General features: G+C 38.9%; 24 protein-coding genes, 4 tRNA genes and 2 pseudogenes. 8 read left to right on the top strand and 22 right to left on the bottom strand.

What is annotated here, in order from left to right; genetic code table 11:
• Positions 1–221 precede the first annotated feature (221 nt).
• The 6 genes from CXY28_RS05415 to CXY28_RS05390 form a co-directional block, all read right to left on the bottom strand.
• Entirely contained in the window at positions 222–935 is a 714-nt protein-coding gene (locus CXY28_RS05415) for an amino acid ABC transporter permease (protein ID WP_100979845.1), read from the bottom strand.
• The gene (locus CXY28_RS05410) at positions 919–1,689 is read right to left on the bottom strand and encodes an amino acid ABC transporter substrate-binding protein (RefSeq protein WP_100979843.1); all 771 of its coding nucleotides are present in this window, start codon (positions 1,687–1,689) and stop codon (positions 919–921) included. Before CXY28_RS05410 ends, CXY28_RS05415 begins: the two co-directional genes overlap by 17 nt.
• Positions 1,690–1,759: 70 nt before the next feature.
• Positions 1,760–2,893 carry an alanine racemase gene (gene alr, locus CXY28_RS05405; protein ID WP_100979841.1) on the bottom strand — a complete coding sequence of 378 codons (1,134 nt, stop codon included), beginning with the start codon at positions 2,891–2,893 and terminating at the stop codon, positions 1,760–1,762.
• A gap of 6 nt (positions 2,894–2,899) precedes the next feature.
• Positions 2,900–4,252, bottom strand: a complete 1,353-nt coding sequence (locus CXY28_RS05400) for an alanine/glycine:cation symporter family protein (protein WP_100979839.1) — start codon at positions 4,250–4,252, stop codon at positions 2,900–2,902.
• Positions 4,253–4,292: 40 nt separating this feature from the next.
• Positions 4,293–5,525: an NAD(P)/FAD-dependent oxidoreductase gene (locus CXY28_RS05395; protein WP_100979838.1), complete on the bottom strand. Its 1,233-nt coding sequence runs from the start codon at positions 5,523–5,525 to the stop codon at positions 4,293–4,295.
• Between the two features lie 22 nt (positions 5,526–5,547).
• Positions 5,548–5,925, bottom strand: a complete 378-nt coding sequence (locus CXY28_RS05390) for a RidA family protein (RefSeq protein WP_100979837.1) — start codon at positions 5,923–5,925, stop codon at positions 5,548–5,550.
• A 314-nt stretch (positions 5,926–6,239) separates the two neighbouring features.
• Between CXY28_RS05390 and CXY28_RS05385 the strand changes: the two genes are divergently transcribed.
• The 6 genes from CXY28_RS05385 to CXY28_RS05360 all read left to right on the top strand — a co-directional run bounded on the left by CXY28_RS05385 (position 6,240) and on the right by CXY28_RS05360 (position 9,021).
• Positions 6,240–6,314: transfer RNA gene (locus CXY28_RS05385), tRNA-Gly, on the top strand.
• 41 nt (positions 6,315–6,355) lie between these two features.
• Positions 6,356–6,442, top strand: a tRNA-Leu gene (locus CXY28_RS05380).
• A gap of 73 nt (positions 6,443–6,515) precedes the next feature.
• A tRNA-Cys gene (locus CXY28_RS05375) sits at positions 6,516–6,590 on the top strand.
• A gap of 47 nt (positions 6,591–6,637) precedes the next feature.
• Positions 6,638–6,725: transfer RNA gene (locus tag CXY28_RS05370), tRNA-Ser, on the top strand.
• A gap of 125 nt (positions 6,726–6,850) precedes the next feature.
• Positions 6,851–8,341, top strand: a complete 1,491-nt coding sequence (locus tag CXY28_RS05365; RefSeq protein ID WP_100979836.1) for a Na+/H+ antiporter NhaC family protein — start codon at positions 6,851–6,853, stop codon at positions 8,339–8,341.
• A gap of 317 nt (positions 8,342–8,658) precedes the next feature.
• Positions 8,659–9,021 carry a hypothetical protein gene (locus CXY28_RS05360; protein WP_100979835.1) on the top strand — a complete coding sequence of 121 codons (363 nt, stop codon included), beginning with the start codon at positions 8,659–8,661 and terminating at the stop codon, positions 9,019–9,021.
• Positions 9,022–9,424: 403 nt separating this feature from the next.
• Here the strand turns inward: CXY28_RS05360 and CXY28_RS05350 are convergent, their stop codons facing one another.
• The 3 genes from CXY28_RS05350 to accD are packed head-to-tail and all read right to left on the bottom strand — an operon-like array spanning position 9,425 to position 11,783.
• Positions 9,425–10,438: a LapA family protein gene (locus tag CXY28_RS05350; protein WP_100979834.1), complete on the bottom strand. Its 1,014-nt coding sequence runs from the start codon at positions 10,436–10,438 to the stop codon at positions 9,425–9,427.
• Positions 10,439–10,447: 9 nt separating this feature from the next.
• Entirely contained in the window at positions 10,448–10,900 is a 453-nt protein-coding gene (rlmH, locus tag CXY28_RS05345) for a 23S rRNA (pseudouridine(1915)-N(3))-methyltransferase RlmH (RefSeq protein ID WP_100979833.1), read from the bottom strand.
• A 13-nt stretch (positions 10,901–10,913) separates the two neighbouring features.
• On the bottom strand, positions 10,914–11,783 hold the full coding sequence (gene accD, locus CXY28_RS05340) for an acetyl-CoA carboxylase, carboxyltransferase subunit beta (protein WP_000505060.1): 870 nt from the start codon (positions 11,781–11,783) through the stop codon (positions 10,914–10,916).
• A gap of 80 nt (positions 11,784–11,863) precedes the next feature.
• Between accD and recO the strand changes: the two genes are divergently transcribed.
• A complete protein-coding gene (gene recO / locus CXY28_RS05335; protein WP_198542623.1) occupies positions 11,864–12,478 on the top strand; it encodes a recombination protein RecO in 615 nt (204 codons plus the stop codon).
• Between the two features lie 10 nt (positions 12,479–12,488).
• Positions 12,489–13,146: pseudogene (locus CXY28_RS05330) on the top strand (CinA family protein).
• A gap of 2 nt (positions 13,147–13,148) precedes the next feature.
• On the opposite strand, the gene CXY28_RS05325 reads toward CXY28_RS05330, so the two are convergent.
• From CXY28_RS05325 to CXY28_RS05265, 13 genes and pseudogenes are all read right to left on the bottom strand, one after another.
• Positions 13,149–13,715, bottom strand: a complete 567-nt coding sequence (locus CXY28_RS05325; RefSeq protein WP_100979832.1) for a hypothetical protein — start codon at positions 13,713–13,715, stop codon at positions 13,149–13,151.
• Between the two features lie 67 nt (positions 13,716–13,782).
• On the bottom strand, positions 13,783–14,415 hold the full coding sequence (gene rdxA, locus CXY28_RS05320) for an oxygen-insensitive NAD(P)H-dependent oxidoreductase RdxA (RefSeq protein WP_100979831.1): 633 nt from the start codon (positions 14,413–14,415) through the stop codon (positions 13,783–13,785).
• A gap of 10 nt (positions 14,416–14,425) precedes the next feature.
• Entirely contained in the window at positions 14,426–15,265 is an 840-nt protein-coding gene (gene lgt, locus CXY28_RS05315) for a prolipoprotein diacylglyceryl transferase (RefSeq protein ID WP_100979830.1), read from the bottom strand.
• Positions 15,266–15,274: 9 nt separating this feature from the next.
• Positions 15,275–16,003: an RluA family pseudouridine synthase gene (locus tag CXY28_RS05310; protein ID WP_100979829.1), complete on the bottom strand. Its 729-nt coding sequence runs from the start codon at positions 16,001–16,003 to the stop codon at positions 15,275–15,277.
• An 11-nt stretch (positions 16,004–16,014) separates the two neighbouring features.
• Positions 16,015–17,196, bottom strand: coding sequence for a lipid IV(A) 3-deoxy-D-manno-octulosonic acid transferase (waaA, locus tag CXY28_RS05305; RefSeq protein WP_100979828.1), 1,182 nt, complete (start codon positions 17,194–17,196; stop codon positions 16,015–16,017).
• Entirely contained in the window at positions 17,197–17,961 is a 765-nt protein-coding gene (locus tag CXY28_RS05300; RefSeq protein ID WP_100979827.1) for a zinc ribbon domain-containing protein, read from the bottom strand.
• A gap of 9 nt (positions 17,962–17,970) precedes the next feature.
• Complete coding sequence (locus CXY28_RS05295; protein ID WP_100979825.1) at positions 17,971–18,702, bottom strand: GTP cyclohydrolase I; 732 nt, start codon at positions 18,700–18,702, stop codon at positions 17,971–17,973.
• 1 nt (position 18,703) lies between these two features.
• A complete protein-coding gene (gene glyQ / locus CXY28_RS05290; protein ID WP_100979823.1) occupies positions 18,704–19,600 on the bottom strand; it encodes a glycine--tRNA ligase subunit alpha in 897 nt (298 codons plus the stop codon).
• Between the two features lie 14 nt (positions 19,601–19,614).
• Positions 19,615–20,553, bottom strand: coding sequence for an NAD(P)H-dependent glycerol-3-phosphate dehydrogenase (locus tag CXY28_RS05285; RefSeq protein ID WP_100979821.1), 939 nt, complete (start codon positions 20,551–20,553; stop codon positions 19,615–19,617).
• A gap of 335 nt (positions 20,554–20,888) precedes the next feature.
• Positions 20,889–22,472: a dynamin family protein gene (locus CXY28_RS05280; protein ID WP_232779986.1), complete on the bottom strand. Its 1,584-nt coding sequence runs from the start codon at positions 22,470–22,472 to the stop codon at positions 20,889–20,891.
• Positions 22,469–24,120 (bottom strand): annotated as a pseudogene (locus tag CXY28_RS05275) (dynamin family protein). Before CXY28_RS05275 ends, CXY28_RS05280 begins: the two are co-directional and overlap by 4 nt.
• A 296-nt stretch (positions 24,121–24,416) precedes the next feature.
• Positions 24,417–24,704 carry a virulence associated protein D (vapD) gene (locus tag CXY28_RS05270; protein WP_015644500.1) on the bottom strand — a complete coding sequence of 96 codons (288 nt, stop codon included), beginning with the start codon at positions 24,702–24,704 and terminating at the stop codon, positions 24,417–24,419.
• A gap of 69 nt (positions 24,705–24,773) precedes the next feature.
• Complete coding sequence (locus CXY28_RS05265) at positions 24,774–25,055, bottom strand: DUF3240 family protein (protein WP_000880314.1); 282 nt, start codon at positions 25,053–25,055, stop codon at positions 24,774–24,776.
• Between the last annotated feature and the right edge of the window lie 6 nt (positions 25,056–25,061).

Below are 25,061 nucleotides of genomic sequence, written 5' to 3'. Positions count from 1 at the left end.
AGGGAATGCGTTGGAGCTCAAACTCTGTAAAATCCCTACTATAGGGACACAGAGTGAGAACCAAACTCTCCCTACGGGCAACATCAGCCTAGGAAGCCCAATCGTCTTTAGCGGTTGGGCACTTCACTGCTCTTATCCAAAAACACACCCATGAGAATCCCCTTATTTTGTATTATTTAGGCTGTATTATAATCAAATAAAGAGATTAGAATGAGCCAACTTTAATTTAAGATTTTTTCCACGCGCTTTTGGATCACTTCTAAAACCAAGCAAAAAAGCCAGTAAATCAAAGCGGCTTCCAAGTAAATAGGCAAAAAATCATAGCTAGCGTTCGCTTTTTGCTGCGCGATTCTAAAAACCTCTGCGATAGTTACCACAGAAGCTAAAGAAGTTTCTTTAAAAAGACTGATGAAAGTGTTACTCAGGCTTGGCGTGGCGACTTTGAGCGCTTGAAAAAAGATGACATGCCAAAAGGTTTGCAAGTAATTCAAACCCAAACTCAAGCTTGAATCCCATTGATCTTTAGGGACAGAAAGAAAGCTCGCCCTTAAAGTCTCTGAAGCGTATGCCCCCACATTAAAAGAAAACGCAATAATGCCTGCCGGGATTGGATCCATATAAACCCCAAGGGCGGGCAAACCATAAAACACCACCACAATTTGGACCAATAAAGGCGTGCCTCTAATGAGCGAGACATAGAAATTCACGCCCGCCAATAAAGCCCTATGAATGAAACGTTTAGGGGGTGCGATTTTAATGAGAGCCACCACAATAGCAATGAATAAGCCCAAAATAAAAGAGACGATCGCTAAAGGCAAAGAAATAGAAAAAGCGGCTTTTAGCATGGGGTAAAAAGCCTCTAATAATAATTCCAAACGCTCCTTGCTTAAATCTAAAGATTCAAAAAACAAAGACAGATTAGGGCTGGCTGACATCTTTTCCAAAAAATTGTTCGCCTAAGCGTTTTAAAACCCCTTTATTGATCAATCTTTGCATCGCTTGGTTGATAAGCTCTAAAGCTTTTTCTTGGTGCTTGTTAATGACAAAGGAAGCACCCCCATCTTTTTCTTTGGACTCCCATGCGATTTTAAAGGGGTTGTTTTTGTGGGTGTTTAGGTAGTTTAAGATCGCTAAAGAACTATTTAAGGTCAAATCGGCTCGTTTTTGCGCCACTAACAGCAAGGCTTGCGCCATAGAATCCACCGAAACGATTTGAGCGTCGTATTTAAAAGCGATTTCCCCATAAGTGGAGCTTAAGGTGTTAGCCACCTTTAAGCCCTTAATATCTTTAATGTCTTTAATGCGGTTTTCATCTTTCCTGACCAGCATGATCGTTCCTGAATAGCTATAAGGCAAGCTTTTGTCAAAAGCCGCTTGGCGTTTTTTAGTCGTCAAACTCACTTGGTTAGCGACCATATCAAAACGCCCTGATTTCAAACCTGTCAGCATGATATCCCATGAAGTTTCGTGGAATTTGATTTTCACGCCAAGCTCTTTAGCCAACTCCCTAGCCACTTCCACATCATAGCCGGTGAGCTTGCCCTCTTTATTATGGTAAGTGAAAGGGGGGTAAATGCCTTCTGTGCCAACGCTGATCGTTTCTTTATTAATAAGTTTTTCATACAAGCTAGAAGCGTTCAAAAAACCCCAAAAAAAGCTTATTACTAACAAAAATAAAACTTTTTTCATTTTATAATCATTCCTAATCATTATTTTTCGCGCATTCTAGCACAAAATAAAAATTTTGTATGGTTTGATTTTAAATATAGACGCGCTCCAAGCGTTTGGATAGGGTGCTTATGGTTTCATAAGGAATGGTGTTTAAAAGTGCAGCGATCTCGCTTGCGTCATTAGCTTTAGCACTTTTATCCCCAAACAAAATAATCTCATCGCCCTCTTTGGCTTGAATATCATTGAGTTTGACAAAGCACTGATCCATGCACACCTTGCCAATCAAGGGGGCTAATTGGTTATTGATCGCTACTTGAATGCGATTGCCTAAAGCGCGCGCTAACCCGTCAGCATACCCTAGAGCTAAAACACCCACTAAAGTCTCTTCATTGGTATAAAAATGCTCGCCATAGCCAATAAATTCGCCTTTTTTAACGCTTCTGATTTGAACGATTTGAGCTTTCAAACTGATAACATTTTTCAAGATGGTTGGGCATGATTCTTTCATTTCATTAGAGGGGTAAAAACCATAGAGCATGATCCCTGGGCGATAAAGGTTTAAGAAGCGGTTTTCATTCCCGTTACACAAAGAAAGGATGCCGGCGGAATTATAAGCATGGCGGTATTGAAACTCTATTTTTTGATCCAAAAGCTGCTCTAAAAAAGCGTTAAAGGCTTTCATTTGGTTTTTAGCATGGGTTTTAATCTTAGCATCAGCGTTGCTTAAATGCGTGAATATCCCCTCTATTTCCAAGCCTTTTAAAGCGCGGATTTTTTTAATGGTTTCTATGCTTTTAAAATTAGGCTCTAAACCCAAGCGGTGCATGCCGGTATCAATTTTGAGATGCACTTTTAAGCGTTTTTTGGCTTTTAAGGCCATTTGAGAAAAAACCTCTGCTTGTTCAAGGCTAAAAATCATAGCGCTCAAATCGTTATCAATCAGCATGGAAGCGTTAGCATTAGGGCTATAGCCTAAAATCAAAATGGGGGTTTTAGGGAAATGAGAGCGCAATTCTAAAGCTTCATCTAAAGTCGCTACCCCTAAATAATTAGCCCCTTCTTGTAAAAAAATTTCGCTCGCTTTAATCGCCCCTGCCCCATAAGCGTTCGCCTTGACAACCGCCATGACACAAGCGTCTTTAGGGACAATGCTTTTGACTGCACTAAAATTATGCCTTAAAGAAGCGGTATTCACTTCTACAAAACTCGCCCTTTTTAACATGCCATCTTACTTGTTAGAATGCTTGCTAAAATACCAACGAGTTTCAGAATAAACCACTTTATGCAATAAAATCAAAGCGATTAAATTGGGGATAGCCATAAGCCCGTTAGAAAGATCCGCTAAATTCCACACAAAATCAATTTTAGCCATAGCCCCCACCATCACGCTCGCTAAAAAGATCAAGCGGTAATATTTCACTTTTTTTTCACCAAAGGCGTATTCAGTGCATTTTTCCCCGTAATAAGCCCAACCAATAATCGTAGAGTAGGCAAAAAAGATCATGGTTAAAAAAATCACCACCGTCCCTAATGAGCCTAGAAAATACTCCGTGCTTTTTAAAGTGAGCAAATTAGCGCTTAATTTTTCCCCATTAGGGAGCAAGGTGTTGTATTCTGGCGCCATTAAAATCACGCTCGCTGTTGCCGAACACACTATTAAGGTTACAATAAAAGTTTGGAGCATGGACACTAAGGCTTGACGCACCGGGTGGCGCGTTTGAGCACTTGCGGCAATAATGGCTGAGCTCCCTAACCCCGCTTCATTAGAATACAACCCCCTAGCCACGCCCGTTTTTATCATCGTCGCTACCAACGCACCGCTCGCTCCGCCTACAACGGGTTTGGGGTTAAAGGCTTCTTCAAAAATGAGTTTGATCGCTTGAATGGCTAAATCAAAATGGCTGACAATAATATAAATGATAGCGATCAAATACAAAAGCACCATAACAGGAGCTAAGTAAGAAGTGAATTTACCAATGGATTTAATCCCCCCAATGACAATAAAAGCGGTTAAAATCGTGAGCAATAAGCCTGAAACCCAATTAGGCAAGTTCGCTTGTTCGCTTAAAATGGAAGAAACCGCATTAGATTGCGTCATGTTACCGGTGCCAATGCTCGCAATAATCGTAAAAATCGCAAACGCCATGGCGAGTTTGGGCATGTTAAGGCCGTTTTTGATGTAATACATAGGCCCTCCGTTGTATCCAAACGCCCCTTTTTCCCTGTATTTCACCGCTAAAATCCCCTCAGAATACTTAGTCGCCATGCCAACAAGCCCGGTAACCCACATCCAAAACACCGCTCCTGGCCCTGCAATGCTGATAGCAGTCGCTACACCTACGATACTCCCAATGCCTACAGTCGCTCCTAAAGAAAGCATGAGAGCGGAAAATTGCGAAATGTCGCCCTTAGATTGGGACTCTTTGTCAAAAAGGATTTTGATCGCATAAAAAATCTTACTGAATTGCAAACCCCTAAGATAAAAGGTTAAAAACAAGCCGGTGCCTACTAATAAAATTTGCATGGGAATCCCCCACACAAAATTAGATAATAAACGCACCACCGAATCAATCGTTTCCATAAAAACTCCTCAATAAACTAGGGTTTAAAAAAGAAATTCCTTAATCCCTAAAAAATGCAGAAAAAAGCATAATATCGGCATTTTTTTCATTCGCTCCGTCTTGGCTTAAATCGGCGATGATTTTACCAATGGCCGGGCCAAAAGTGATGCCAAGCCACCCCAGTCCTGTCGCATGGATTAAGTTTTTATAGCGTTTGTCAAACCCTAAATAAGGAATATCATTAGGGGTTAAGGGTCTGAAACCGCACCACTCTATGGCGTCTTTCATTTCAAAAGGCTGCGTGAAAGCGGCTAAATTCTTTTTCATGTTAGCGATCTGCTCTTTATCAATGAGGGCGTTGTTGGTGTTTAATTCTAATTTAGAGGTGATCCTAACGGTGTCTCTTCGTGGGGTCATTGCCATGAAAATATCCGCAAATAAAGAAGAAGTCTTGGGCTTTAATTCTTCAGGCATTTTAAAGGTGATGCTATAACCTTTAGCCCCCATCATTAAAAAATCGTTCTTGGTTTTTTTAATGAGAGTGGGGCTAGCCCCGGTGGCTAGAATGATTGTTTCTGCTTGGATTTTTTCCTTATGCGTGATAACGCCATCAATAAGGTTTTTTTTAAATTCAAAATCAACAACCTCTTCATTATAAAGGAACTCCACGCCTGCGTTTTGTAGATATTTTTGTAAAGAGCGCATCACTTCGCCCGGATCCACATGCGCGTTTTCGGTTAAAAGCACGCTCCCGCAGATATTGTCATTAACAATGGGCATGTATTCTTTGGTCTCTTTGGCGCTAAGGATTTTATAAGCACCGCTGTCATCGCAAGTTTTAAGCTTTTTTTCAAAACTTTCTTCTAGAGTGTAGATCATTAAAAGCCCGTCTTCTTTATACCAAAAGTCCATGCCGTCTTCTAGCATTTGATGATACATATCAATACTCAGCCACCCATAGCGTTCAAACAACGCCATGGTGCGGTGCGTGGATTTGGCGTTCGCGCTTTTTACAAATTTTAAAATCCATTGATAGAGCTTTAAATTAAGCCCGAAATGGAATTTTAAAGGGGCTTGGTTTTTGAGCATGAGCTTTAGGGTGTCTAACACCACACCAGGGCATGAGAGTGGGGCTTTTTTAAACGCAGAAATGAGCCCGGCATTCCCAAAAGAAGTGCCGTTTGTGCCATCGCTTTTTTCAATCACGCAAACCTTATGCCCTAACTTATGCATAGAATACGCGCAAGAAAGCCCTACAATCCCACCGCCTATGACCACGACTTCTTTTTTCATGCTGATAGCCCCTTTAATAAAATCACTTAATGGCTATCGCTTCAATTTCTACTAAAGCGTCTTTAGGCAGTTTAGCCACTTGAAAGGTCGCTCTGGCCGGATAAGGCTCTTTAAAATAACTCCCATAGATTCCATTCACCACCGCAAAATCGTCTAAACTTTTCAATAAAATAGTCGTTTTAACCACGCTATCCATCCCTAACCCTGCTTCTTTTAAAACCGCTTTGATATTTTCCATGGACTGCGTGGTTTGAGAATGAATATCCGTGCCTTTAAACTCGCCGGTGCTCGCATCAATGCCCAATTGCCCAGAGACAAAAACAAGATCGTTAGTAGCGATAGCTTGAGAGTAAGGGCCTATAGCCTTTGGGGCTAGCGTTGAATGGATGACTTCTTTCATGATTGAAACTCCTATGATGATGTGTTATGTCAGCTATTATTATGCAATCAAATTAAAAAGAAATAAAAAATGAGCGCAAAACGCCATGAATTTTCATCTTATTATAAGGTATTGTATATTTTTTACCCATATTTAGAAATTCTTAAACGGGTTTTGTTTGAATGGAAACTCAAAACATTATTGTTCATTTTTTAAATAAAAGGGATTTTGGCTGTTTTGATCGGTTTTAAAATCAGTTTTGAAATTTTTCATAAGCCCTTGACTTTTATTATTGAGTTTAGATACAATAACAATCGTCTTTTTGAATAAAGAGCGCGGGAATAGCTCAGTGGTAGAGCACGACCTTGCCAAGGTCGGGGCCGCGGGTTCGATCCCCGTTTCCCGCTCCATATTTTGATTTAACTTCTAGAGCATGGTTTCTATTTAGTTTGCCCAGGTGGTGGAATTGGTAGACACAAGGGACTTAAAATCCCTCGGTAGCAATACCGTGCCGGTTCAAGTCCGGCTTTGGGCACCATCGTTGCAAATTAAACCAAATTAAACATGGTTTGATTTTGTTATCTCAATAGACGCACTATTGTTAAATTTAAGGCGACATAGCCAAGTGGTAAGGCATGGGTCTGCAAAACCTTGATTCCCCGGTTCGAATCCGGGTGTCGCCTCCATATTGTAGTCATTTAGGGACTTTTGTAAGGGACTTTTATGAAAATAGCGGGAGATGGCTGAGTGGTTGAAAGCGGCGGTCTTGAAAACCGTTGAGGGTCATACCTCCGGGGGTTCGAATCCCTCTCTCCCGGCCACTTGATTAAAATCTTTTAAGCGATTTGTTTTGGCAAATTCATCTCTTCTTTTAACAAAGAATTTTGTGAATATTGATTGTCTCTTTTAATTGAAATTTAAAGATTAGTTTAAAGGATTTTATTCGGTGGGATTGTCAGCATCAAGCCTTATTGTTCCTATTAGCGTTATTTTAATGGTGGTTTTTACTAAAAGAGTCGCGCTCTCGTTGTTTGTGGGCATTTTAGTGAGCGCTGTTTTAATGCATTCGTTACACCTTTCTTACATCGTAGAATATGCCTATATCAAAATCACTTCCGTTTTTTACACTTACGAGCCAAAAAAAGGGCTTAATTTCAATCTTTCCAACCTCTATGTTTTTGGGTTTTTAATCTTTTTAGGCATCTTAAGCCAAGTGATTTTAAAATCCGGTAGCGTGCAAAACTTTGTCAAAAAAGCTAAAAAATACTCCAAAAACGCTAAAACCCCTGAATTTATCGCCTTTTTTTCAGGCATCATTATTTTTGTAGATGATTATTTTAACGCCCTGACCGTGGGGCAAATCTCAAAGTCTTTAAACGACGCTCATAACTCCACACGAGAGCGCTTGGCTTATATCATAGACTCCACTTCAGCACCGGTGTGCTTGCTAGTCCCTATTTCTAGCTGGGGGGCATATATTATGGGGATCATGAATAACGACAGCTCGCCCTTATTAAAAGATAGTTTTTTGGTGCTTGTCCAAAGCTTGAGCAGTAATTATTATGCGATTTTTGCGCTCATTGCAGTCTTTCTCACTATTTTATGGCAAATCAACCTCCCTAGCATGAGAAAGTATCAAAACATAGGCGTGAAGGATTTTTATAGCGAACAAGAAGAAAGCTCTTCAAAATTAGCCCCCTTGAGTTTGTTGCCTCTTTCTATTTTATTATTGATTGTGTCCATTTCATCATTGATTTTTTATACAGGAGTGATCTTAAAAAACACTGATGCGAGTTTTTCGCTCTTTTATGGGGGGCTGTTTTCACTCATTGTTACCTATCTTCTAGCTTATAGGTTTTTAGAAAAAGGGAGTTTTTTTAAACTCATGTTGGATGGCTTTAAGAGTGTGGGGCCGGCGATACTAGTCTTAACGCTCGCTTGGGCTATTGGGCCTGTGATTAGAGATGACGCTCAAACGGGGATTTACTTGGCCCACATCAGCAAGGGATTTTTAAATAGTGGGGGAGGTGCGTATATGCCTTTAATCTTTTTTTTAATTTCTGGGTTTATCGCTTTTTCTACCGGCACAAGCTGGGGAGCGTTTGCGATCATGCTGCCCATTGGAGCGGGCATGGCCAATGAAAGCGATATTATTTTGATTGTTTCAGCGATCCTCTCAGGTGCGGTTTATGGGGATCACACAAGCCCTATTTCTGACACGACTATACTATCAGCTACTGGGGCAGGGTGTTCGGTGCAAAGCCATTTTATCACGCAACTCCCTTATGCGACTATTGCGATGCTTTGCAGCGCGGTGAGTTTGGGGGTGGCAAGTTTTATGCATTCGCGCTCGCTCGCGCTTGTAATCGGTGTGGCTTTGCTTGTGGGGGTGTTTTATCTTTTAAAAAAATTTTATGGTGAAAATCTAAAAACTTGAATTGGGCATTGACCTAAAAATTTAAAAATCCCATTTTTTAAAATTAAAATTAAGGTTTTAGCGATCCCTACTGGATTAAAAAAGAGTCTTATCTCATTATCAATTAATTTAAAAAAATTATTCAAAAATAACCATCAATTATAAAAATCTTCACAAACCTCTAAATCGTAACGCTTTTTTAAAAAATACATTTTTTTTAATTTTTTAATCAACCATTAAGGTGTTTTAGGTTAAATTTCCTTATCTGTTAAACATGCGGATAATGTTATATCTTAAGGAAAGAAAATGGGGTTAGGACACTAATAAGTTTAGGGATTTTGTTAAGCGTTTTGAGTGGCGATGATCTGAGATTGTATTCAAAACCTTTAGTCTATTCGGCTGGAAGTGGGATTGTTGGGATTGATATTGACAAACGGACATTTTACAAACGAGCGTTCGCTTTCACGATGAAATCGTTGTTTGGTGAAAACTTGCTTTTGTTTGTCAAATTAAAGCATTCTGCGTTGATGAGCAAACACATGAAAGGGCCTTTAGAAAACCGCCATCATCATTCTTTCACTAAAAATTATGAAAAAGCGGTTAATGGTTGTCAAAAGTATTTCCATATCAAATTGCCTGAAGGCGCTCCTAGCAACTTCAAATCAGGTTCATACATGGCCACTATGGTGGTGCGTTTTTAAAGCGTTATTTGGGGTATTCTTTTAATACCCTTATCGTCTTTAAAATATCATCTTTCAAAAGCACAAATTTATTTTTTAGCCCTTTTTTTAAATCTTCTTAAAACTCTTTTTGTTGTATTGATTGAGCAAAGTATTTTTAAAATACGGATAAAATTCATAAAAAATTTAAAAAATAAAAAAGCTCTGTTTTCATCAAATACGGGTTACTAAAACTTTTTATGGTGGGTTAAAGCGTATTTTTGGCTTTAATTGTTTCTTTTAGGGTTAGTTTCATCAAGGTTTAAAGCATTAGCGTCTTTCCTCTTATCATTTGGCGCTAAAAGCGACCCAATTAGCCCATTCCTTGAATTTTTTGCAATCATCTATTTCTATCTGCCCTAAAAACATGAAGCCAAACAAACCCCTACAAAAACGCTTCTAATTTATAAGCTTTTTTATGCTCTTGTTTCAAATCCATATAAGCGTTTAAAAGCATGTATTCTTCAAAAGATAAAACCGCTAGATGCTCCTTAGCGAGATCGTTCATTTCTAATTCTAACAACACGAATAAAAAGGCTTTTTGCGCCTTATCGTCTTCTTGGCTTAAAATCTCAAAAAACTGGAACCATTGATCGGGGACAAGAAATTTTTGCGCTTTTTGCGCGAGCTGTAAATAATCGTTCTTGTCATAACCCACCCTTTTGCAAAGCTCTGAGATCTTTAAAGTGTCTGTGTTTAAAGATTTTTCAAAAAAGGCTTTTAAAAAAGACTTCACGCACTCTTTATCCAAGTTCTCTTGCATCGCATTCAAAGCCTTTAAAACCTCTTTTTTGTTGCCTTTTTGGGCGATTTCCATAAAAGCGTAGCGGCGTAATTCCAAAGGGATTTGCGCGTTTGTTAAAACTTCAAAGGCGTTTTTCAAATCGTTATGAATGAAAGCTTTCAAGCGTTTAGAAAAATAAGCATGCTCATAAGCTAACGAATGCTTGGTGTGATCTTTAGGCTCAAGGGTGTTATTTTCTATATTGTGGTAATGCTTAAAAAGGTTGTCCACTTTTTCGCACCCGCTATTTGGCGTGTTTAAATCAGCCTTTAAATCATAGCGGGCTAAGATTTGAGAGAGGTTTTTAGCGAGATCGCTTTTAAATTTCGTTTTTAAAAAAGTCTTTTGGGTGTCTTGAGATAGGATTTGTTTGAGCAATTTGTCAAAATCCCTTTTTTCATGGTATAAGCGGATTTTATGGCTGAGATTGTGCTTGAATAAAAAAACCCATGAAAAAAAAGCGAACATGCCTAAAACGCCCATAAGCCATACCGCAATGGGAAGATTAAAGCTGTAACTCCCTAAATTGAAGGCGTAAGCTTGCGGATCGATACTATAAACAAACACACCAAAACCCACAATGAACAAAAATGTAAAAATAATGTAAAAACGCATGCGCACCTCCTATTTATGGTATGGATGCTTAAAAATAATGCTTAAAGCCCTATAGATTTGCTCGCATAAGACAATTTTAGCCACTTCATGGCTAAAAGTCATCTCGCTCAAACTCCAAGCTTGACAATCTTTTAAAAAATTTTCTTCAAACCCATACGCTCCAGCGATAAAAAAATTAATATTAAGATGATTTTCTAACATTTTACTAAACGCAAAACTATCGCCCCTTTGAGCTTTAGGGTGTAAAGCAATGTTTTTTGCCCTAGGGTTTAAATACGGCTCAAAGGCTAGAGAGTAGCTTTTTTGAGCGAGTTCTCTAGAGATTTTTTGAGCGTTGGCGGTATTTTTAGGGAATAAATCCACTAATTCCAGCTCGCAATCAAATCGCTTGCATTGCTTTTGATAGATTTTCACTAACTCTAGGGGCGAACTTTTAGCGATAGAATACACCACGCAACGCATCAATGTTAAAACTTTAAAAAATCTTTGAAGTCTTATGCGTCATCATAGCGATGAGATCGCTCAAAGTTTTTTTCAAATCCTTCCTATGCACAATCATATCAATCAAGCCATGCTCTAATAAAAATTCCGCTGTTTGAAAGCCCTCAGGCAAATCCGCCCCTATAGTTTGCTTAATCACTCTAGGCCCTGCAAAACCTATCATCGCCCCAGGCTCTGCGATAATGAGATCCCCTAAAAACGCAAAAGACGCGCTAACGCCCCCATAAGTGGGATCACTTAAGAGCGAAATGAAAGGGAGTTTGGCCTCACTCAATCGGTTTAAAGCCGCGCTCGTCTTAGCCATTTGCATGAGCGAATAAGTGGATTCTTGCATCCTAGCCCCCCCACTCGCTGAAACAATCAGTAACGCTTCTTTTTTGGCGACTGCACGATTGATCGCTCTTACGATCTTTTCGCCTTCCACAGAGCCTAAACTCCCCCCCATAAAGCTAAAATCAAACACCACGATCTGCAAAGGCATGCGGTTGATTTTAGCCTCACCGCTGATCACGGAGCTTGGGCGGTTAGTCCTTTTTTCGTATTTTTTAATGCGTTGTTTGTAGCTCTCTTTATCCACGAAATTTAAAGGGTCATTAGGCCGTAAATGTTTGTCAAACTCTTCAAAACTCCCCACATCGCATAAAAATTCAATCCTTTCAGTTGCGTTCATGCGGAAATGGTAATGGCATTTCAAACACACGCTGTATTTACTAAACACTTCTTTATGATACATTAACGCATAACATTTAGGGCATTTCACCCAATGGCTTGGCTGTTCTTCCTTACTTGGCGCTGTCCGCAATTTATTGATCTTAAAATTTTTAAAGAAATCTGCAAATCCCATGTTTTTCCTTAATTTTGCAGTTTTATTAGGATTGTATCCAAGTTTTGCTTATAATAAACAAAATTAGCTTAAGAGTAGTGATGCAAGGGTTTCTTTTACAAACACAAAGCATAAGAGATGAAGATTTGATCGTGCGCGTTTTAACCAAAAACCAGCTCAAAACCCTCTATCGTTTCTATGGCAAACGCCATAGTGTGCTGAATGTGGGGCGTAAAATTGATTTTGAAGAAGAAAACGATGATAAATTTTTACCCAAGTTAAGGAATATTTTGCATTTAGGCTATATTTGGGAAAGAGAAATGGAGCGCTTGTTTTTTTGGCAACGCTTTTGCGCTCTCTTGTTCAAACATTTAGAAGGCGTGCATTCTTTGGATAGCATCTATTTTGACACTTTAGATGATGGGGCTAACAAACTCGCCAAACAGCACCCCTTAAGAGTGATTTTAGAAATGTATGCCACGCTTTTGAATTTTGAAGGGCGCTTGCAAAGTTACAATTCTTGTTTTTTATGCGAGGCAAAATTAGAGCGTTCTGTCGCTTTGGCGCAAGGGTTTATTTTAGCGCACCCCTCTTGTTTGAAAGCTAAAAGCTTAGATTTAGAAAAAATCCAAGCTTTTTTTCGCACTCAAAGCACGATTGATCTAGAAACAGAAGAAGTGGAAGAATTATGGCGCACGCTGAATTTAGGGTTTTGAAAGGTTAAAAATGAAATTTAAATTTTTGAATATGGATAATGAGAGCGGTTTTATTTTGATTGAAAAAGAATTGAAACGATTGAACGTTCTCGCTCAAGTCAAAGAAGATTGCATTGAATTAAAAGGCGAGAATATCCAACAAGCGAGAATCTATCTTAAAACGCTTTTTAACTCCAATATTGTGGAATTAGACGATCATCAAAAAAGCGCAAACGCTTTAATAGAGCGCTTGAAATCTTTAGATTTAAAAATTGCGGTGGCTGAAAGCTGCTCTGGGGGATTATTATCGCATGCATTCACTTCCATTAGCGGGGCTTCAGCGGTTTTTATGGGGGGTGTTGTGTGTTACAATGAAGAGGTGAAGCGCGAATTACTGAAAGTCAATGCCACAACCTTAAAAGTCTTTGGGGTTTATAGCGAAGAATGCGTGAAAGAAATGCTATCAGGCGTGTTTTTCAATTTTAAAGTGGATTTAGCACTTGCGATCAGTGGGGTGGCTGGCCCTAATGGGGGGAGCAAGGCTAATCCTGTAGGCACGATTTACATTGGTGCACAAAAGTTAGGAACTCAAGCTTTAATTGATCGCTGTTTTTTTTGAAGGGGACAGAGAAAATATTCAAAATAAAAGCGTAGAGCATGCCCTAAACATGCTCGCTAGAATGCTATAAAACTACCTTAACGTGCAAACGCTACCAAATTCTTTTTGAGCGACCTTAGCGATGTAAGCGATTTCGTTATCGTTAAGGTTTTCAACGCTCGCTTTTAAATACCTTTTGATTTGCTCAATCTGACAACCCACTAGCTTGATTTTCACCACAGCCACCTCCGATTTTAAATTCGTATAGGTGTCGGATACCTGGATCTTAGTCGCTAGGTAATTATAGATAGCGTAGCTGATATTCGTAGCCGTTTGCTCAGACTCATGGAATTGCTCCATGAAGCGTTTTTTATACTTCAACATGATTTCATGAAAAACCACAATCAAGCTCAATTTAGCGTTTAAAGCCGCTTGCTCAATCCCTAAATATTTATTATTAACAGGGATATACGCCGCGCCCATTTCTTCGTAGGGGACTTTAGCATCTTCAAAAACCCAAGCAGGAGCATCAGAGAGTTCTGATTTCATGCCCTTTAAATCAGAAACTAAAATCCCATCATCTCTTAAAAGACTCTTAGCGCTTAATGAAACGCTTGAAAACACCCCTAAAAGAGCGATTAAAACCATTCTTTTAAACAAAACACCACTCCTTAAACCTTAATTATTTAGGTTTGATTATAGTTGAAAAATTTTTGATTTTGTTTAATCACAACCAAGTAATTGCAGCAATCTTTGATTTTCTTGATTTTTGGCTCGCTTCTGCCACCCTCTTACCCAAAGCGATCAAGCATGCGATTTTAGGCTTATTGATACGCTCTTCTAAAATCTCGCCCACTTTTAAAGGATCAAAGCCCCCAATAATGCAACTATCCAACCCCATTAAGCTCACGCCCATGCAAATTTGCCCCACAGCGATATAGCATTGCTCTAAAATATAGCTTTCTAATTTTTGCATGCTGTGGTTGAATCTCACGCCAAGCATTTGAGCGAAAGAGGGGATCACTCTAACTTTATAAGACTCCGAATAAAGGTTTTGCATGTAATGACCCGTGGGCAACAACTCGCTGGGTCTTAAAGAGCATACCACCATTAACGCTGAAGTGCTTTTAATCATTTCTTCATTAAAGTAGCTGTGCGCTGCAATTTGATTTTTTAAATCCTTATTAGTAACCATCACAAAATGCCATGGTTGCGTGTTGTAAGAGCTTGGCGATAGTCTGGCGATTTCAGCGATTTCTTCTAATTCTTCGCTAGAAAACTCATAATGGCTATCAAACATCTTGCAAGAATGGTGCTCGTTTAGCAATTGTCTTCTTTTTTCTTGATCCAAAAATTTCATTGATTTTCCTTTATTTTTTTAGAATTTTTGTAGCATACAATAAAATCCCTAATGAAACAATTACCATAAGTAAGCTTAAAATCTGCCCCATGCTCAAATTTAAAAAATAAACCCCTAATTGGCTATCCGGCTCTCTGTAAAATTCCGCAATAAAGCGCATCAAGGAATACCCCAAGCCATAAACCACAATCAGCAACCCATGCGTTTTGGTGTGTTTTTTAGCCCACATCACCATTAAAAACACGATAACCCCCTCTAAAAACGCTTCAATCAATTGGCTGGGATAACGCAATTGATTATCCACCATAATGCCTATGATTTGCCCTAAATGGCTGTCTTTGGGGACAACCCTCCCCACAAGCTCCTGGTTTAAAAAATTCCCAATCCTCCCAAAAACATACCCTAAAGGCAGGCTGATCGCAATCAAATCCAAATAAATCAAAAGCTTTTTCAAATCCTTACGGCTATAAAGATACGAAGCGATCAAAAACCCCACCAACCCCCCATGATAGCTCATCCCACGAATGCCTACAAAATTCCCATGGCTATCAAAGGGGTTAAAGATTTGCCAAAAATGCGTCAAATAATAGCTGGAATTAGGCTCATAAATGAGAATGTATCCTATCCTTGCCCCTAGCACAATGCCAAGCTCCGCCCATAGAAAATAACTCTCAAATTCTTTCCTTTCAATGGGGAATCGCTTGGGGTCTTTTTGGATCATTCGTAACGCCATGTAAAATGCGATAACAATCGCACACGCATACGCCAAACCATACCAATGCACTTCAATACTGCCAAGACTAAAAGCGATAGGGTTAAATTGATCATAAATCGTATTCCAAGCGTTCATGATCAATCCTTAAATTTCAAATTCTTTAGGAGCGATCGCTTCAAATTCATACCCTAGTAGCGCGATTTTATGCGCATGGAGCATCAAGCGTTTGGCGGAACCTGTCTCGTTATTATAAAGCGTATCGCCTATAATGGGGTGGTTGATATGCTTTAAATGGACTCTGATTTGGTGGGTTCTTCCGGTTTTGATCCCCACTTTTAAAAGGGTTTTTTTGTTGATAATTTTTAAGGGCGTGATGATCGTAACCGCTTCTTGCCCTTTTTTAGAGATCTTGCTAAACGCTTTAGTGGTTTTAATCGTAAGAATGGGGGCGTTGATTTCTCGCTCTTCTTCTACAATCCCTTGAACGAGAGCTAAATACTCCTTTTTAACCACCCTGTCTTTAAAAGCCTTTTTAGCTTTTAAATGGAATTCTGAATTTTCTTTCACCAATAAAATCACCCCGCTTGTTTCTTTATCCAAGCGGTGCAACAAAACCCAACCTTTGAAAAAAGAGACTAAATCATAGCTCTCTATAAAAGGGGGTTTAAAAAGGGCTAGAATGTTTTCATCTTCAAAAATCACGCTGGGTTTTTCAATTTTTTGGACATTAAAGCGTGTGTTTTTAGGTAATTCCTTTCTGGCGACCATCAATTTCTTCCCCCCTATACTCACTAACCCCAAATCAATCAAAGCTTTGGCTTTTTTATGCGAAATGTTTTCTTGAACGCTCAATATTTTATAAGCTTTTTCCATGTTTATCCTTTTTAATGTTTAATGAAAGCGAGCAATTCGTTTAAATCATGCCCGTTTTCTAAAAAACGCGCCACGCCTAAATTTTTGTAATCTAAGAGAGCGTCTAACAGATCCTCTTTTGGAACGATTTTATAAGGCTTGACTAGTTCAAACAACGCTACTTGGTTGAAAAGATACTCCCCTGTGATTAGGCGCACATTAAAAAACGCCGGCTCTAAAGGGTTATGCCCCCCCATTTTGACAAACGAACCCCCTAAAATGACAATATCTGCGATCGCATAGAAGTTATTCAATTCCCCTAACCTATCCACTAACAAAATATCGCATTCCACAAAACCCTTTGAAGAAAAACACTCCAAACTAAAAGGCGTCGTTTTTAAAATATCTTGCAACAAATTTTGCACGCTTTTAAAACGCTCCGGGTGGCGCGGCACAACAATCAGTCTTGCGTTTTTAAAAGTCTTTTTGAACTCCAAAAACGCTTTTAACCCTAATTCCTCTTCGCCCTCATGCGTGCTGGCTAAAACAATGTTTAAAGCGCTTGGGTTTTTAGGGTAAAACGAAGCGATTAGGGGCTTTGAAAAACGCTTGATATTCAAAAAATCCACCACTTTTTTTGCCCCTAGATTCAACAAGCGCTTTTTATCGTCCTTGCTTTGTGCTAAAATCAAATCAATGCGTTTGAATAAAAGCGCATAAAAGAAAGAAAAACGCTGGTATTTAGGGTAGGAACGAACGCTGATGCGAGCGTTAATGAGCATGGTTTTTGCCCCTAATTTTTGAGCCGTGTCAAACACATTAAACCACAATTCCGCTTCTGTAACCACCAAAGTTTTTAAGCGTTTTAAGTTTTTTTTCCATGCAAATAATAGGGTTTCAAAAGGCAAGTAGCGCACTTCTATATGCTTAGAATGCCGATAAGTTTGAGCGGCTAATTCAAAGCCGGTATTAGTGGTAACGCTAATTAAAATCGGCTCTTTCAAAGCTTGAATGATCGGCTCTAAAGATTTGACCTCCCCATAAGAGCATGCATGAAACCAAAAAACCGGCTCGCTTTTTAAAAGATTGTCTTTGAGAAAAAAACGGGCTTTTAAAGAATGGCGGTATTTTTCCTTAAAGCTCCAAAAAAAGATGAAAGGCGCACCAAAAAGATGCCCCAAAGTTAAAAATAAAAGGTAGAAAAACTTAAACAATCAAACTAATTCTTGGCTTTCTTCTTGGCTTTCTTTTGGAGGTTGAGCGCTGTTTTCATACGCGCCCTCAGCGTATAAAATACGCCCGCAATACGGGCAAGTGATCATATCCCCACTCGTTAGCACTTCGGTATAAATCTTATCGTTCAATCTAATGAAACAACCCCCACAAGCCTGTTTTTTGATCGTTACAATGCTCGTGTTTTTCGCCCATCTTCTGATCCTTTCATAAAAGCTATAGATTTTAGGCTCGGTTTTTTCCACGAGTTCTTCTTTCTTTTTAAAGATGATTTGTTGGGTTTCTTTGATGTTTTTAACTTCGTTTTCCACTAAGCTTTCTAATTCCAGCACTAATTTTTCAAGCTCTAGCATTTCTTTTTTCAAATTCTCTTGTTTTTCGCTTTTGCGCTTGATTTCATTTTGCAGGTTTTCAATTTCTCTGTTAGCTTGGTTGGATCGCTCTTTAGCAATATCTTCTTCAATGTTTAAAGAGCGCAACTCCCTTTCGGATTTGATCTCACTCATTTTCTTTTGAATGCTAGCGATTTTAGCGTTCGTGTCTTGTAAGGTTTGCTCGTTTTTAGAAACCTGTAATTTTAGGGCTAATTTTTCCTCTTCTAAATTCAAAATCGCTTTATTTTTAGCTTCTTTATCATTCAAGGCTTTATCCAAGTCTTTTCGTTTTTCTCTGATCAATGGCTCTAAGGAGTCAATTTCTTTATCCAAATGCGAAATTTCAATCAATTGTTTGAGATGGGTGTTCATCGCTTTCCTTTAAATGATTTGCAAGGGGTTTTTAAAATTCTCTATTGTAACCAAATAATTAAAAGAATGCAAAATTTCAGCCACAATCAGCGCAAAACCCCTTTCGCTATAATAATGCGTGGCGTCAATCAAGCTTATCCCTAAAGATTGAGCGATCATAGCGTCGTGGTATTTCACATCGCCTGTAATTAAACAGCTTTGCGCTTTTAAAGAAGAAAACATGGACGCTCCCGCCCCGCACACAAACGCTAGATCTTTAATGGTTTGAGAACTTTTGACGCATGCTAATTGTCCCACCCCTAAAGAAGATTTAATCCTTTCTACAAGCGCATCAAATTCTATATTAGCGTTTTCTTTCACTAGCATAAGGCCTTTTTCCATCAAGCCATCAAACCCTAAAAGCGCGCTAGCGAAATGCTTGTTTAAATGCGTTTTGTCAAAATTCGTGTGCATGCTGATGACTGAAATGTTTTTTTGGATTAGGATTTTTAAAATATTCCCCGGATAAGCCTCATCATTTAGCGTTTTTAAGGGCTTGAAAATTAAAGGGTGGTGCGTGATGATTAGGGCGTTTTTGGGAGCGTTTAGAGCGATTTGAAGCGTGATTTCTAAGCATGCGATAATCTCGCTAAATTCACTATTTCCACTCCCCACATTTAACCCGCTATTATCCCACGATTCTTGAAGTTCAAAAGGCGAAAGGCGATTCAAAACTCCCAACACTTCCTTAACTAACGCCATTTTAAGCCTTTGTTAAAGCGTTTTTTAAACGCTCTTCCCTCTCTTCTTCTTGCTCTTTATAAAGAAGCGCACACCCTTTGGCTAAATCCCTAATTTGTAAAATATAATTTTGCCTTTCAGCCACCGAAATCGCTTTTCTAGCGTCTAAAATATTGAAAAAATGCGAGCATAGCATCACAAAATCATAAGCCGGCAAGGGGAGCTTGTTTTCCAAGCAATGCAAGGCTTCGGCTTGAGCGTTTTTAAACATTTCTAACAGCCTTTTCACGCTCGCTGTTTCAAAATGATACTTGCTGAATTCGTATTCGCTTTCTAAATGCACTTGCGCATAACGCACGCTGTCATGATTGTTTTTAGCCCATTCAATCTCTAGGATATTTTCCACTTTTTGCACATACATCGCCAATCTTTCTAAGCCATAAGTGATCTCCACCGGGATAGGGTTACAAAGAATGCCCCCCACTTGCTGGAAATAAGTGAATTGCGTAACCTCCATGCCATCAAGCCACACTTCCCAGCCAAGCCCCCATGCCCCCAAAGTCGGACTCTCCCAATTGTCTTCTACAAATCGTATATCATGCTCATTAAGGTTTATCCCTAACACTTCTAAGCTTTTTAAATACAGTTCCTGAATATTAGAAGGGCTTGGCTTGATGACCACCTGAAATTGGTAATAACTCCCCAAGCGGTTAGGGTTTTCCCCATAGCGCCCGTCCGTTGGCCTTCTAGAGGGCGCGACATACGCCACATTCCACGGCTTTTTATCCAAACTCCTTAAAAGCGTGGCCGGGTGGAATGTCCCAGCTCCTGCAGGAATATCATAAGGCTGGATCACCAAACAGCCTTGATCTTTCCAATACTCTTGTAATTTTAATAATAAACTTGAAAAATCTTGCATGCTCTCTTTCCTTATTAAGCGCGTCTGATCAAATCGTTCATGCTCTCTAGCACACTCTTACCCTTTAAAAGCAAGGCTAGTTCGCTCGCAATGGGCGTATAAATGCCGTATTTTCTAGCGATTTCCACAATGGCGTTGGTCGTTTTCACCCCCTCAGCCACTTCGCCCAATTCTTCTAAAACCACCTCTAAAGGCTTGTTTTGGGCTAGCCCCAAGCCCACACGATAATTCCTGGATAAAATAGAATTAGCGGTTAAAAACAAATCCCCAGCCCCAGAAAGCCCTAAAAAAGTCTCTGTTTTGCCCCCAAAGAACGCCCCAAAGCGTTGCATTTCCACCAAACCTCTAGATAATAAACTCGCTTTAGCGCTATTGCCTAATTTCAAGCCATCACAAACCCCCCCCGCAATGGCTATCACATTTTTATACGCCCCAGCGATTTCGCCCCCTATGATGTCTTGTTGGGCGTAGGCTCTGATAAAAGAGGGGGTTTTATTGGCAAATTCTAGCGCTAAAGCCTGATTATTAGAATGAATGACTAACGCACAAGGCAGGCCTTGAATGATTTCAGCCGCAAAACTAGGACCCGCTAAAAAACACAAAGAATTAAGATCGATAAAATCCTTTGCGATCTCGCTCACAAACGCCCTGTTTAAAACCTCTATCCCTTTAGAAGCGATTAAAACTTTAGCGTTTTTGGGTAAAGAAGCGTTTTGAAACCATTCCCTTAAGTGCTGCACGCTAATAGCGATCACATAGAGTGCGGCTTTTAAGCCTCTTTGTAAATCCACTTGCTCTATGGGGGCAGAACCTTTAGAAATCAAGGCGTCATTGAGCTTTTTTAACGGCTCGTTTAGATCGCGCCTTGAAATGATTTTGACTTCATTCTTTTCTCCAAAAGCAAAGGCTAAAGCCCTCCCCCACGCCCCGCCACCAAATACTGCAATTTCCATTAAATTCCTAATCTCATTGATTGTAAAACTCACCATTTTACAATAATAAGTTTAAAATAGCCCTTACATTCAAAACGCTGTCTTTGATTAAAAATAGGGTAGTTTAAAAAATTTTTTAAATTTTAAAAAATGGGATTTTGGTTACTTTACCTTAAACTCATTGTTTAAGGGGATAGGGGGGTATTTTGCACTTAACTCTCCCCCTTAACCCCCTTAAGTATCCCCCTAACCCAAGAATACCGCTTCAAGGGGTTATCGCTTGCTTGACGCAAGCTCTTTTATTTTGATTATAAAAAATGCTTTCAGCATTTTTAAATTCTTAATTGCTGTTTTTCTTATTTGCCAAACAAATCATTAAAAAGGCTTTCAAAAAAGCCTGGCTTATCGCCATTTTTCCACTTCCGCAAATCGTTTTGAAGCTCCTCATCGTTTAAGTAATCTTGATAAGCTTTCTCATTTCTTTCTTTGTATCCTTTAAGTATTGATAAATTTCTTAAAGAATAGTCTAATTGGAGCATTTCATTACGACGATCTATCAAATCTCTATATTCTTGGATTTTTTCTTGGCTCAAATCATACCAATCCAAGCAAAACATGTAATAATCCCTAAAATACAGTGCCATTTTTTTGATTTCTTCAAACTCTCTGTAGTTTTCTTCTTCCGGTGTATTTTTTAGATCCCTCCACTCCCGCAAATCGTTTTGAAGCTTCTCATCGTTTAAATCAGATTGATAACTTTCATTCATTGCTTCTTTAAATCTTTTAAGCTCTATTAGGTTTTTTAAAGAGTAGTCTAGTTGGAGTCGGTAATTATTGTCATCCGCATAACCTTTTAATTGAGATGAAAGGGATTTTTGCGCGTTTTCTAAGGCTGTAGGGAGGTGTTGGCGAGATTTTTCCACTTCACTCATAGAGCCAACGGTGCTGTCGGCTTGGCTTGCCACAAAATAAATTTCTTGAAGGCCTTCTTTGTTAGAAACCCTGTCAAACAAACTCATATCGCTATCTGTTAAAAACTGATTAGAAGGGCTTACAATAAACACCACATCGCAATCTTTCAATAAGGCTTTGGTGCGCTCTTCTCTGGAAGCGATGGGATCATTCACGCCCGGGGTGTCAATCACTTCCAAATCTTTAAGATTGGGGTTATTCAAAGAAATTCGCACCGCTTTAGTGCAGGGCATATACTTCCCGTCCGCGCCCACGAATTGGAGCAATTTTTGATTCAGCTCTTGTAGGCTGTTGGCTTGAATGCGCGGATCCAATTTTTCCGTGTTGAACAATCCGCTTTTTTTTATTTTTTCGTATTGATCGTGTGATGAAACGAGTTTTTCGTCCCCTTTTAATTTATCTTTAGCGATCCTTTCAGCCCTTTTTACTATTTCTTCATCGCTTAAAATATTCTCTTTAGGCGCTGCTTCATGGCTTTTGTTTATGTTAAGCATGTTGCTAAGATTCTTAATTCCCTCTTTAGCTCTGTTTGAAAGACTCTGTTTTTCTTTTTGCTTTTTGACTTCTTCATCAACAATCCTGTTAAACTCCCTTACATACCTTTCATGTTCGTTTTTAAGCTCTGCAATATCCTTTGGGCTATAAAACTCCACTTCAGCGTTCAGAGTATTGGCGTATTTTAAAACAGTAAGGCTAGCGGTCATGGGCGTTGCCGCTTTGGGTAAAACCTCTACACCCTCAAAAATCAAAGCGTTCAAGAGCGAGCTTTTGCCCGCTTTCACGCGTCCGATGATACCGACTTTAAGATCCCTACCTTCAGCCTGCATTTCTTTTAGCGTTTTCTCTAGCTCTTCGGTTTTAATCACAGAGTTATCACTCATAAAAGGCTTCGCTCTTTCTTGCAAACCTTGTTCTTGTAGCGTTTTTTCAATTAAAGCGCTTTTTTTGATGATTTCTTGCGCGTTCATTGTTGATCCTTTAAATATTGTTGTTCTAGATCGCTTAAAGCGTTGATCTTATTTTCTAAGATTTGTTTTTGCACTTCTAGATCGTTTAGGTGTTTTTCTTTTTCTGTTTGCGCGAGCGCGATTTCTTGTTTTTTATGCGTGATTTCTAGTTCGCACCGATCTTTTAAACCTTTTAGGGAATTTTCCAAGCATTCATTAAACAAGCCCGGTAAAACTTTTTTAAGATTGTATTGAACCTCTGGTATCACTTTGACTTCAATCAGATTTTCTAATTTCGCCCGCTCTTTTTCCTCGTTTCTAAAGAATGAAGCGATGATATTAGGCAACAAAGTCAATAATTCTTTTAAAAGAGGTTTTAACCCTTGCAAAATCAGCGCGAAGGGTCTTGTAACCGGGTTCTTGGATAAAATCACGCTTAAGGCGTTGATCCCTAGTTCAAGGCTATGCTCTAAATTTACAGAAAAACCGCTAGAAAGCTGCGTGTTATTTAGGCTTTCAAATTCCGCGCAAAAATCTTTTGAAAAAGAAAGGTTGATCTTTTCAATCTCTAATTTAGCGTTTTTGATCAAGCTTTGTTGCATGATGCTTTCTATTTCGCTATTGAACTCGTTAGGCTTGTTGATTAAAGAGGCTAAATAGGATTTTTGCTCCCTGACCTCTTCTACTACTTTTTTAACCACCGATCCCAAGCCACGCTAGAATATTCTTCTTCTAAATTAGCCCTTAATTTTTCATAGGTTTTTTCAATGTCTTTAACGCTCAAATCCAAAGCTTGTATTTCTTCTAAAGCCTTTTCTTTAGAATAATCAAAGCTTTCAATCACGCTTTTTAGGCTGTTTTGTAACTGGGAATTTAAAAACTTCAATCGTTCCAAATACAAAGCGCTAAAAAGCTTTTCAGCGTCTATTTTATCCGCTACCTCTAAAAGAGCGTTGTTGTCTTTATTAGAATAAATAAGATGCGTTGTCAAATCAAGGTGATCCTGGATTTGCTCTTCAATATAATGAGAAACCTCTTCTACTTGTGAAGGCGTTCTTAAATTCGTTTTACTCAAAATAAAGCTAAGGCCTTTGTCAAACTCTAAAAGGTTTTTTAATTCCCTAACCATGCGTTTGGTGAGATTGCTCTCTTCTACGCTTGCAAGAATGACAAAATGCACGCCCCTTTCTAAATATTCCAAAATGGCATGGGTGTGGCTTGAAATAAGGCTATCAAAGCCTGGCATATCCACAAACACTAAAGGAGCACTGTTTTTCAAAGCTTCATTATTCAAATAAACTTTAAGGTAGGAATACTTAGACGCATTCTCTTTAATAACCTCAAAACTTTGCTCATTCAGTTCAAAACTCTCTGCTTTTTCATCATTGTTTGAAAAAGCCTCTATGCGTTCGTTAGCGCTATAGTGCAACTCAGTGGCTAAAGAAGTCTCTGGCGTGATACCGGTAGGCAAAACGCTACTGCCTAAAAAGCGGTTTAATAGCGTGCTTTTGCCTGTGCTGAAATTCCCCACAACGGGTATCACTAGCTGTTGTTTTTGAATGCTTGCTAAAAGAGTGGAGCATTCTGTTTTATCGATCTCCACTTCTTTTAAAACTTCTAAAACCTGTTCTAAAAACTCCACAAAATTTGTCTGTGCACGTAAAATCATTACCAATCCTTTGTAATTAAAAATTAAAATCTAAAAATTAAAAACTAAATCAGACGCAAAAATCCCTAAAATATGGGTTTATATGAGGGTGAAAAGATAAAACGGCTGACTAGAGAGAGAAAGCGGATTTTTAAGTAAGAATAACAGTCATTACAAACTCCTAGCACCATTTAATAGTTGGTATTATACTTGATTTTTATGGGTTAGAGTTAATACGACAAAATGAATGATTTTTGATTGCGTCAAATAGCGTGAGATCCTCTTGTCTTGTTTGTCAAAACTCGCAAGAGCTATACTTATAAAACGATTTTAATAGCCGGCATCAAATCGTTGTTTTCTTCTATTTTTAACATTCTGACATCTTTAACACAATCCGCAAAACATGGTACTTGCTTAGCTAAAATTTGCACCGTAGCGACGCAAGTAACAGCGTTGATGGTCTCATCGCCAAAATACACGCTACCTTGTTGCCATTTAAAGCCGTGTTGTTCCATGAATTTACGAATATCAGAATAAACTTTTGACAGATTCACTGCGTTTTCATTCAAGCAATTGGTGTCAAGATCAAAAGTTACAGCATACATTTTAACTCCTTTATTGGTTTGTGTTATAGCATGTTTTTACTTAGAATTTCGTTTGATAACCCATGCGTTTTACAACCCATGCGTTTGAGAATAAAACAATTTCATTTCTTTAGAAGCGAACTGGTTTTTTAAAGCTTGGGCTAGAGATAAAGCGATCTCATCGCTTAAAAAAAGCTTGAATTTAGCGTAATCCTTGCGCCCGCTCACCTGCTCTTTTTGGCTTAAAAGCAGCGAAGAAGCGGCGTATTTATAGCATTCCACATAAAAAAAATCATCAAAACCTTTTTCAAATAAATAATCTATTAAAGCGTCTTTCAAGCAAATATCAATATAAATTTCTAAAGCGAGCATGTAAAA

Source organism: Helicobacter pylori, from assembly GCF_002832345.1.
Classification (GTDB): Bacteria; Campylobacterota; Campylobacteria; order Campylobacterales; family Helicobacteraceae; genus Helicobacter; species Helicobacter pylori_CP.
The sequence above is the reverse complement of the archived record's forward strand: the minus strand, read 5'-3'. Positions and strand labels throughout refer to the sequence as shown.

Excerpts from the sequence above, each read along its gene's own strand:
- CXY28_RS05395 (WP_100979838.1), bottom strand. The coding sequence starts at position 5,525 with ATGAAAAAAGAAGTCGTGGTCATAGGCGGTGGGATTGTAGGGCTTTCT.
- CXY28_RS05310 (WP_100979829.1), bottom strand. The coding sequence starts at position 16,003 with ATGGAAAAAGCTTATAAAATATTGAGCGTTCAAGAAAACATTTCGCAT.
- recO (WP_198542623.1), top strand. The coding sequence starts at position 11,864 with ATGCAAGGGTTTCTTTTACAAACACAAAGCATAAGAGATGAAGATTTG.
- CXY28_RS05410 (WP_100979843.1), bottom strand. The coding sequence starts at position 1,689 with ATGAAAAAAGTTTTATTTTTGTTAGTAATAAGCTTTTTTTGGGGTTTT.
- CXY28_RS05400 (WP_100979839.1), bottom strand. The coding sequence starts at position 4,252 with ATGGAAACGATTGATTCGGTGGTGCGTTTATTATCTAATTTTGTGTGG.
- CXY28_RS05390 (WP_100979837.1), bottom strand. The coding sequence starts at position 5,925 with ATGAAAGAAGTCATCCATTCAACGCTAGCCCCAAAGGCTATAGGCCCT.
- CXY28_RS05415 (WP_100979845.1), bottom strand. The coding sequence starts at position 935 with ATGTCAGCCAGCCCTAATCTGTCTTTGTTTTTTGAATCTTTAGATTTA.
- CXY28_RS05295 (WP_100979825.1), bottom strand. The coding sequence starts at position 18,702 with ATGGCGTTAGTTAAGGAAGTGTTGGGAGTTTTGAATCGCCTTTCGCCT.
- accD (WP_000505060.1), bottom strand. The coding sequence starts at position 11,783 with ATGGGATTTGCAGATTTCTTTAAAAATTTTAAGATCAATAAATTGCGG.
- CXY28_RS05265 (WP_000880314.1), bottom strand. The coding sequence starts at position 25,055 with ATGCTCGCTTTAGAAATTTATATTGATATTTGCTTGAAAGACGCTTTA.
- rlmH (WP_100979833.1), bottom strand. The coding sequence starts at position 10,900 with ATGCGTTGCGTGGTGTATTCTATCGCTAAAAGTTCGCCCCTAGAGTTA.
- glyQ (WP_100979823.1), bottom strand. The coding sequence starts at position 19,600 with ATGCAAGATTTTTCAAGTTTATTATTAAAATTACAAGAGTATTGGAAA.
- lgt (WP_100979830.1), bottom strand. The coding sequence starts at position 15,265 with ATGAACGCTTGGAATACGATTTATGATCAATTTAACCCTATCGCTTTT.
- CXY28_RS05285 (WP_100979821.1), bottom strand. The coding sequence starts at position 20,553 with ATGGAAATTGCAGTATTTGGTGGCGGGGCGTGGGGGAGGGCTTTAGCC.
- rdxA (WP_100979831.1), bottom strand. The coding sequence starts at position 14,415 with ATGAAATTTTTGGATCAAGAAAAAAGAAGACAATTGCTAAACGAGCAC.
- alr (WP_100979841.1), bottom strand. The coding sequence starts at position 2,893 with ATGTTAAAAAGGGCGAGTTTTGTAGAAGTGAATACCGCTTCTTTAAGG.
- CXY28_RS05280 (WP_232779986.1), bottom strand. The coding sequence starts at position 22,472 with ATGAACGCGCAAGAAATCATCAAAAAAAGCGCTTTAATTGAAAAAACG.
- CXY28_RS05300 (WP_100979827.1), bottom strand. The coding sequence starts at position 17,961 with ATGAACACCCATCTCAAACAATTGATTGAAATTTCGCATTTGGATAAA.
- CXY28_RS05350 (WP_100979834.1), bottom strand. The coding sequence starts at position 10,438 with ATGCGTTTTTACATTATTTTTACATTTTTGTTCATTGTGGGTTTTGGT.
- CXY28_RS05270 (WP_015644500.1), bottom strand. The coding sequence starts at position 24,704 with ATGTATGCTGTAACTTTTGATCTTGACACCAATTGCTTGAATGAAAAC.